This window comes from Hallella absiana (genome assembly GCF_025457485.1).
GTDB classification, from domain to species: Bacteria; Bacteroidota; Bacteroidia; order Bacteroidales; family Bacteroidaceae; genus Prevotella; species Prevotella absiana.
This window is the reverse complement of record NZ_JAMXSP010000058.1, coordinates 1-7,642: the sequence shown is the minus strand read 5'-3', so window position 1 is coordinate 7,642 and position 7,642 is coordinate 1. Positions and strand designations below refer to the sequence as shown.

Annotated in this window: 7 protein-coding genes and 1 riboswitch; of the genes, 5 read left to right on the top strand and 2 right to left on the bottom strand. The window is 48.3% G+C overall.

Translation table 11 applies throughout. From position 1 onward, the window contains the following. Positions 1 to 123: 123 nt before the first annotated feature. The gene (locus NG346_RS14125; protein WP_262281288.1) at positions 124 to 1,473 is read right to left on the bottom strand and encodes an ATP-binding protein; all 1,350 of its coding nucleotides are present in this window, start codon (positions 1,471 to 1,473) and stop codon (positions 124 to 126) included. 145 nt (positions 1,474 to 1,618) lie between these two features. Next, positions 1,619 to 1,972, bottom strand: coding sequence for a hypothetical protein (locus NG346_RS14120; RefSeq protein WP_262281287.1), 354 nt, complete (start codon positions 1,970 to 1,972; stop codon positions 1,619 to 1,621). 132 nt (positions 1,973 to 2,104) lie between these two features. Between NG346_RS14120 and NG346_RS14715 the strand changes: the two genes are divergently transcribed. The 5 genes from NG346_RS14715 (at position 2,105) to NG346_RS14095 (ending at position 7,567) form a co-directional block, all read left to right on the top strand. After that, complete coding sequence (locus tag NG346_RS14715; protein ID WP_429913129.1) at positions 2,105 to 2,518, top strand: A1S_2505 family phage non-structural protein; 414 nt, start codon at positions 2,105 to 2,107, stop codon at positions 2,516 to 2,518. Positions 2,519 to 2,593: 75 nt separating this feature from the next. Then, a riboswitch (SAM-I-IV-variant riboswitch) is annotated at positions 2,594 to 2,696 on the top strand. Further along, a complete protein-coding gene (locus NG346_RS14110; RefSeq protein ID WP_262281285.1) occupies positions 2,696 to 3,379 on the top strand; it encodes an N-formylglutamate amidohydrolase in 684 nt (227 codons plus the stop codon). Its footprint overlaps the riboswitch before it by 1 nt. Positions 3,380 to 3,421: 42 nt before the next feature. Then, complete coding sequence (locus NG346_RS14105; RefSeq protein ID WP_262281284.1) at positions 3,422 to 4,393, top strand: ADP-ribosylglycohydrolase family protein; 972 nt, start codon at positions 3,422 to 3,424, stop codon at positions 4,391 to 4,393. 49 nt (positions 4,394 to 4,442) lie between these two features. Continuing rightward, complete coding sequence (locus NG346_RS14100) at positions 4,443 to 5,993, top strand: AAA family ATPase (protein WP_262281283.1); 1,551 nt, start codon at positions 4,443 to 4,445, stop codon at positions 5,991 to 5,993. A gap of 5 nt (positions 5,994 to 5,998) precedes the next feature. Beyond that, a complete protein-coding gene (locus NG346_RS14095; RefSeq protein WP_262281282.1) occupies positions 5,999 to 7,567 on the top strand; it encodes a vWA domain-containing protein in 1,569 nt (522 codons plus the stop codon). Positions 7,568 to 7,642: the final 75 nt, after the last annotated feature.

Below are 7,642 nucleotides of genomic sequence, written 5' to 3'. Positions count from 1 at the left end.
ATCTTTTCTTGTTCCATGACCGCAAAGGTAAGCAAAAAAAATAGTTTTAGCACGCTATCATATCAAGTTCTTTGGTTAGGCAGCGGCATCCGTCCGCCACGGACAATCCCCCTTGGGCCGTACTTACAATAAAGATGACATGTAAAGCGGAAGATAGGTTATACCATCCTCTACTTTATAGTCAGCTGCATGCAAAACAGTAGGAGTAGTCATATACTCTCCAAACTTATTCATACACTTCTTTAGGGAAGATAATGTGTAGTTCTTGCCGCTTTTGACTTCTATCGGACGGATATTGTGACGACTGGTCACTTTGTCCTTTTGAAGCAAGAAGTCTATTTCCATTCGTTCCTCGGCTTCTTCTGACGACTTACTGTAGAAAAAGAGCTTGTTACCGCTGGCTGTCAGCATCTGGGCCACGATATTCTCAATGAGCATTCCCTCGTTCACCTCCAGTTTTCCAAAGAGCAGTTTTTGGTAAATCTCAGACGAGACGATGCTCTTTTCATCAAAAGCATGGCTGATTAACAAGCCCGTATCGTTCATATAACACTTCAATGTCGTACGGTCTTCGTTCATCTTCAGTCCGATGTTCGGCTCTGTCGAATTGTAGCAGATGTTGACAACCCTCGCGTCCTTCAGCCAGAAGAATGCATCGTCCCAATCGCGATATTTCGCGCCTGGTTTCAGGGCTGACAACCGAAACTTCTTTTCGTGCTTGGAGAGCTGGGGAGGAATCTGGTCGAAGATAGACACCACCTTGTCTGCTTTCTCACCTGCATAGTTGAAGATGTCATTACGATAGATAGTCAGCACATCGCGCTTTGCTGCATCTACGGCATCAAAGTCTTTGGTCTCAACATACTTTTTGACGGCTTGCGGCATTCCTCCAACTATCATATAGAGACGGAAAGCATCCATTGCCTGACGATGGAAAGCCTGTCCCATCGGCTTCCTCTCTACATACATTTTCCGTATCAAGTCCATCAGCATATCATTACCTGTAGCCCAAAGAAACTCTTCAAAGTCCATCGGGTACATCTGAATAGAACGTTCTTCCGATGGAATCACGATGCCTTGTGTGTTTTTCTTGATACTTACCAAAGATCCCGTCTCAATGTAGTCATATCTTCTGTCGGCCACCAGAAACTTGATGGCTGCTCTCGCTCTGGGACATAACTGTATCTCATCAAGGATAATAAGCGACTTGCGCTCATGGAGCCTTACCTTATAGTGCTGACTCAGATAGAGGAACAACGTGTCGAGGTCTTCCAGATAGAGGTCAAACCAATCTCTTACCATCTGGGGAGCCTTATTGAAGTCAATGAGGATGTATGACTCATACTCATTCTTGGCGAATTCCTCTACGATATAACTCTTTCCGATACGTCGTGCTCCCTCTACGAGTAGTGCCACCTCACCATTTCTTTTCTCCTTCCAATCAAGGAGTTGCTGATATATTTTACGCTTCATAATGATGTCATCCGCACCTTTTTGCGATTTATTAGCTTTCATATTTTACACTTTTTTGAGATTTTACACGATGCAAATATACACATTTTTGAGATTTTCTGCAAGAGTTTTGACGAAAAAGCATAAGATATTTGATTATTTTAACTCAACATTCGCAAGTGAATTTTTGGTGTTCTAATTCTGTATATTCATGCACGAACATGGCGTGCAGATGTGAGTTTCCACAGATGGCCGCCCGCATCAGCTCGTTGTAGTCTGCAGATATCAGTCCAGCAATCTCAGTCACGACTTCAACAATAAGCAACCAAACTTTGTCGACAATAGTGAGTTCAGCCGTTCCGATTGTTATCTCTCCGAACAATCCTCCAATGGTCTCATAAGAGTCAAACCGCTTCATAAAGCATAGAATGTTGTATTGCAACATTGTCAGTGGGATGCTGGCAACTTGCGCCGTGAAGTTGCGGGCCTGGCATTTTCCCAATCCGAGATAACCTTTCATCTCTTCAAAACTGACTTCAATAACCAAGCGCAGGACATACAATGAGAAGTGCCATTACATGCAAATGAGCCGAAGCCTCTGTAATATGAGCGAAGAAGCACAGGACAGGGCGACGGGTGCTATGAAGGATATATCGTCCAAGGCCGTCTTCGAATAGATCCTGATAACATTGTTGCGCTCCAAAAGGATGAAATCTTTGTCTTTGGCAGCAATATTGACGGGGCGCACAATGATGGTGCTGCATACTATGCCCTACAGCATTTCGGTGCAAAGTTCGGTCTGGCTGAAGGTATTCTGGGGCAGAGCTACGCCATCCCGACTGACGGTAATTCGTATGAGGAGCTGAAAAAGGCGATCGAGCGGTTTACGGAATATGCGGTATTCCATCCTCAGTACAAGTTCATGCTTACCGCCATCGGAACTGGTAATGCGGGCTACGAGGTCCGGCAGATAGCTCCGCTCTTCCGACAAGCCTATGCCTTTGGCAACGTGTATGTGCCGCGAAGCTTCATGCCATATATCGATAATACAAATGTTCCATACTAACGAAAGAGATGGTGTCATGATAGATATATTTTCTTCATGACACCATACTCTTTACAAATAATTTACTACCTTTGCACCATGCATCCATAGAGTTGCCTTCGGGCACGCCAACCGAGCAGTCAGCCACGGTGGTACAATGATGGGATGTGAATTGCAGAACAATTAAAACTGACTTGTATGTACAACAGACTTGTATTGAATGAGCCGCACGCCTCCTTGGAGGGACTTTATGATGCGGACAAGAGCTATTGGAATGTCGATGCCGACTTCCTTAATAATGTGGTCATCAAATGGACAGACTGGCACACAGACTACCTCTTTCATGGGCTGCGTGACGACCGCATCAAGACCGTCCGCTTTCCCTATTCCCGTTTCATTGTAGATGCTGAGCGTCTTTGGAAAGATCCGTTGGAGAGTGTAGGACAAGGCATTGTCTATAAAAACTTCGACGGACATCAGCGGAATGTGCCCCTGCATTCCGAGCAAGACCTTCTCTGTCTTTGGAAGTGGCATCAGCAGCGTTTGAGCTCCTGCCTTACAGAAGATGCGTTGCTTTTGGACTGTCATTCTTTCCCCGAAGAGTTGAGCGACGTTGACATCTGCATCGGCTTCAATGACGATTGGTCAAAGCCTTCCAAGGATACGATAGAGATGGCTGTCAACCATTTCATGGACTGCGGCTATAAGGTTGGTGTAAACACGCCTTACAGCAATTCTGAGACTCCCGATTGCCCTTTTCACTATCACTCTATGATGCTCGAAATTAACAAGCGGGCTTATCTGCAACCGGGCTCCATACAGTTGAGGAGCAACAATCTGAGGGATGACATAAGTAGAATGATGGACCGACTAATGAATTGATGACTATTGCAAACTATGCATAGAAAAATTGATAATTTACTGATGTATAAGAAAATAGAGCCATTACAAAAAGATATATTTAACCGCTTCAAGGGCTGTCTCTACGGTCAGGCTATCGGTGATGCACTCGGTCTTGGCACTGAGGGCATGACAGATGAGGATATGGCGTGGAAATATCCTCATGGATTGCAGCACTATAGTCAGATATTCCAGGACCGGCATCGCAAACGTTGGAAGGTTGGAGACTGGACAGACGACACCGACATGATGCTATGCATAGCACATGCCGTCATAGAGGACAATGGGGTGAGCTTCACCAACATTGCCAGGCATTTCAAAATGTGGGCTATGGATGAGCCGATGGGTATAGGTGAGAACACTTACAAAGTACTGAACATCGCCGACTATGTAGAGAAGCCTTTCGATGTCTCGAGAATAGTTTGGAAGATGAGCAGATGTCTGTCAGCAGCCAATGGCGGTCTGATGCGAACATCCGTAGTGGGACTCTTTCCCAATTGTGTGACGGACTGTGCCGGAAATATCTGCAAACTCACTCATTACGATCCACGCTGCGTAGGAAGTTGTGTCATCGTGTCCAGTCTCATCCATGCCTTGGTATATGGTGGCAAGGTGCCTGACTGTCAGGACATGATAAACACAGCTATGGAGTACGAGAAGCGGATAGCTGACTTCATCAATCTTGCATGGAATGAGAACGACATCACAAAGCTAATGGATGACGACCACATGGGCTACACCCTCGTAACACTGTCTGTGGCACTGTGGGCTTATTGGTATGCGGTCTCCTTTGAGGAAGGATTGTTGGCCGTCGTGAATGCCGGTGGCGATGCGGATACCAATGCAGCAGTAGCATGCGCTATCCTCGGAGCAAAGTTCGGATTCTGCACCATTCCGCAAGAATATGTTGAGGGGCTGATATACAAAGACCAACTCGATGATACAGTGGATGGCCTATGGCACGTATGCAACATGAGACAAAATAACCAGCACTGATTGCTAATATCATTTTTTAGCGTCACATGAAAAAGAAGAACAAGAAATCATGAAAGATAGAATCATACGATTAATCAACCAGATGCAATGCCGCATCTATGACAAGGATACCGAGATAGCATTGTCATTGCTCGCCGCCATAGCAGGGGAGAGTATCCTTCTGCTCGGTCCACCGGGTGTAGCCAAGTCGATGGTGGCACGGCGGTTGAAGTTGGCCTTCCGGCACGCCAAGGGTTTTGAATACCTGATGTCGCGTTTCTCTACGCCCGACGAGATCTTCGGACCGGTGAGCATTTCGAAACTCAAGGAGACGGACTCCTATGAGCGTTGTGTGGACGGTTATCTGCCTACTGCCGACGTGGTGTTCCTCGACGAGATGTGGAAGGCTGGGCCGGCCATACAGAACACGCTGCTCACGGTGATGAACGAGAAGCTTTTCCGCAATGGTAGCCATGAGCTCCACCTGCCTCTGAAACTTCTTGTTGCGGCAAGCAATGAGCTCCCCGCACAAGGCGAGGGCTTGGAGGCATTGTGGGACCGGTTCATCATCAGACTTGAGTGCAGAAACATCTCTAATGACCAGCTCTTCCTTGAGATGCTCACTACATCTGACGATTCCGTTATCGAGGTGAATGCCGATGACCAAATCAGCAACGAGGAATATGGGAAATGGTCCCGTGAGATTGACGACATCTCGATTTCACAGCCGGTACTTGATGCCATCATCGCTATCCGTAAGTCACTTAGGAGCGTCCGAGTGGATGCCGACAGTGAGCTGCGCAACATCTACGTGAGCGACCGCCGGTGGAAGAATATCGTCAGACTGCTCCGCGCATCAGCCTTTCTGCAGGACCGTAAGGACGCAGAACTTGAGGACATGGTGCCAATGTATCATTGTCTTTGGCAGGAGCCTGAGGAGCGAGATGCCGTGCGTAAGGTCGTCATACAATCCGTTTTCGCCATGTATGCCAACCGGTTGGCAGAATTGAAAACGGCATTGAAAGAGGAGATAAAAAACGCAAAAATCAAGAGGGCGGCAGGACAGATATCGGAGCGCAAGCTGCAACGGGACTGCGACAAGCGGCTCTACCATCAACTCTATTATCATGTGATAGGGAAGGGAATAAAAGAAACCTTCATCATGGCTTCTGACTTTCAGATGCTTCCATACTATATCAGATTCCATAAGGATGAGGAACCGGAGAAAGACATTATGTACAAAGAGAAGACCCTGCAAGGGAAGAACGTCATCCGCGTGTACTACGACCGGTTCGTCGCTCCTATCGGCAGTACCATGGTCAAACTTTCAAGAGACGATGATCATCTGTACATGGACGGCATTGAATACGACATTGAGAAAATACCAGACAATGAGCGAGACCTCTTCTCTAACACTGCCTCATCAGGTGCAGATAACGTACTGCGTGATTTCAGCAAGGAGATAGACGCGCTTGCCGATGACTTGCAGAAGACGGAGCATGCGGTCTACGACAACATCTTTGTCTCGGCGGCAGACAAGAAAGAGGTGAAGGACTATGTTGCGGCATTCTACAAGGAGATGGCGTTCACACGCCAGGATATTGGTAAAATCTACGACTGACAACTATGGAGAACAGAGACGAGACTTTCTGGCAGCATTACGAGCGTGGTGGTTTTATGGACGTGCATCGCTATCTGAAAATGGTGGGAAACTTCGTTGCTACGGGTGAGATCCCTTCCAAGAGCGACACGGTGAAATCACCGGATGCTCCATGGGATTCCTTCGACGATCCGTTGCTCGGATATCTCATCCGTCTGATGTCCGACCCGATGGTGCAGGTGAAGGTGCTCTCCAGCAAGGCTGCTGGCAAGGTTTTCTTTGTCACGGTGGGACGCTTCATCGTGAGCTGTCTCCACAACACGCAGTTCGAGAGCAAGCGCACTTGGACGGAATACAAGCAGAGCCGTGAGGTACCCGATCTCTCAGTTGGCGAGCGACGCCACTGGGAGAGCATCGTGGATAATATCGGCGAAAAGCACAAGGAGGACGGCTTCGATGAGAAGTTCTTTACCCAACTGTTTTCCACACCGGGTGGTACTGACAAGCAGGAAAACTGGGAAAAGCTGCGACACGACTGGCAGGAGGCCATCTTCGACCAGTTGTGCAGAAAGGAGTCTGAATGGATCCGCAGACAGGGACAGCAAGTGCCGATGCAATTGGAGACAGCCTACAAGCAGATGGCACGCATTACGCAGAAACTGGGTGCCAGTGATGACGATGCCGCCTCAGCCTACGACATGATGGACGGCACATGGTCGGAATCAGAGTTTGAGCGTCATCTCCAGGTCATCAAACTCCGTGACCGTTATCCCATCCTTGATGAGATTATCAAGAAAATGGGACGCAAGGCTGACGATGCTGGTAAGGAACGGCTCTGCGCGGCAGAAGGCACAAGCCTGATGATAGAGCACGCATCAGGCAGCGACATCGAGGGCATTACTATCGGCAATGATGTCAACGCACTGCTCCCTTCCGAGTGGGCGCAGTGTGCGGATGAGAGTTTGGAGAAGCTCTTCGTCTATAAATATCTTACGAAGCACTTGCAGGTCTTCCGTTACAAATCGAATATCAGCAAGCCGTCGCGTCGATTGTGTTTCACGTCGGCGAGCCGCCTCGGTCCCGTCATCATCTGCGTAGACACCTCCGCCAGTATGAAAGGACTGCCGGAGCGTGTGGAGAAACTGTTGGTGGAACAGCTTACGGCAATGGTACAGGAAGAACAACGCGACTGCTTCTTCATCGACTTCTCGGTATCGGCGCACCCCGTTGACCTGAAAGCGCAGCACTACAACCGCCTGTTCAAAGCCTTGGGCGCTACGGATAGGGATGTGCCGCGTAAGGAGCCGGTCATTCCTTTTATCAATGGCGGAACCAGTGCCAGGAACATGATGGGCATGATGTTCTCCTTGCTCGACGGTCATCACTATGCCAATGCCGACGTACTGTGGATCACCGACTTCGACATCCCCATGGAGACAGCCCTTGCCCGAAAGATGGCTGCCTACCAGCGCACAGGCACCCGTTTCTATGGCCTGCGGATAACGGATGGCGACATTAGCTCAACCAACAATCCTTGGGAACAGTATTTCAGGCCCAAGGGGGATTGTCCGTGGCGGACGGATGCCGCTGCCTAACCAAAGAACTTGATATGATAGCGTGCTAAAACTATTTTTTTTGCTTACCTTTGCGGTCATGGAACAAGAAAAGAT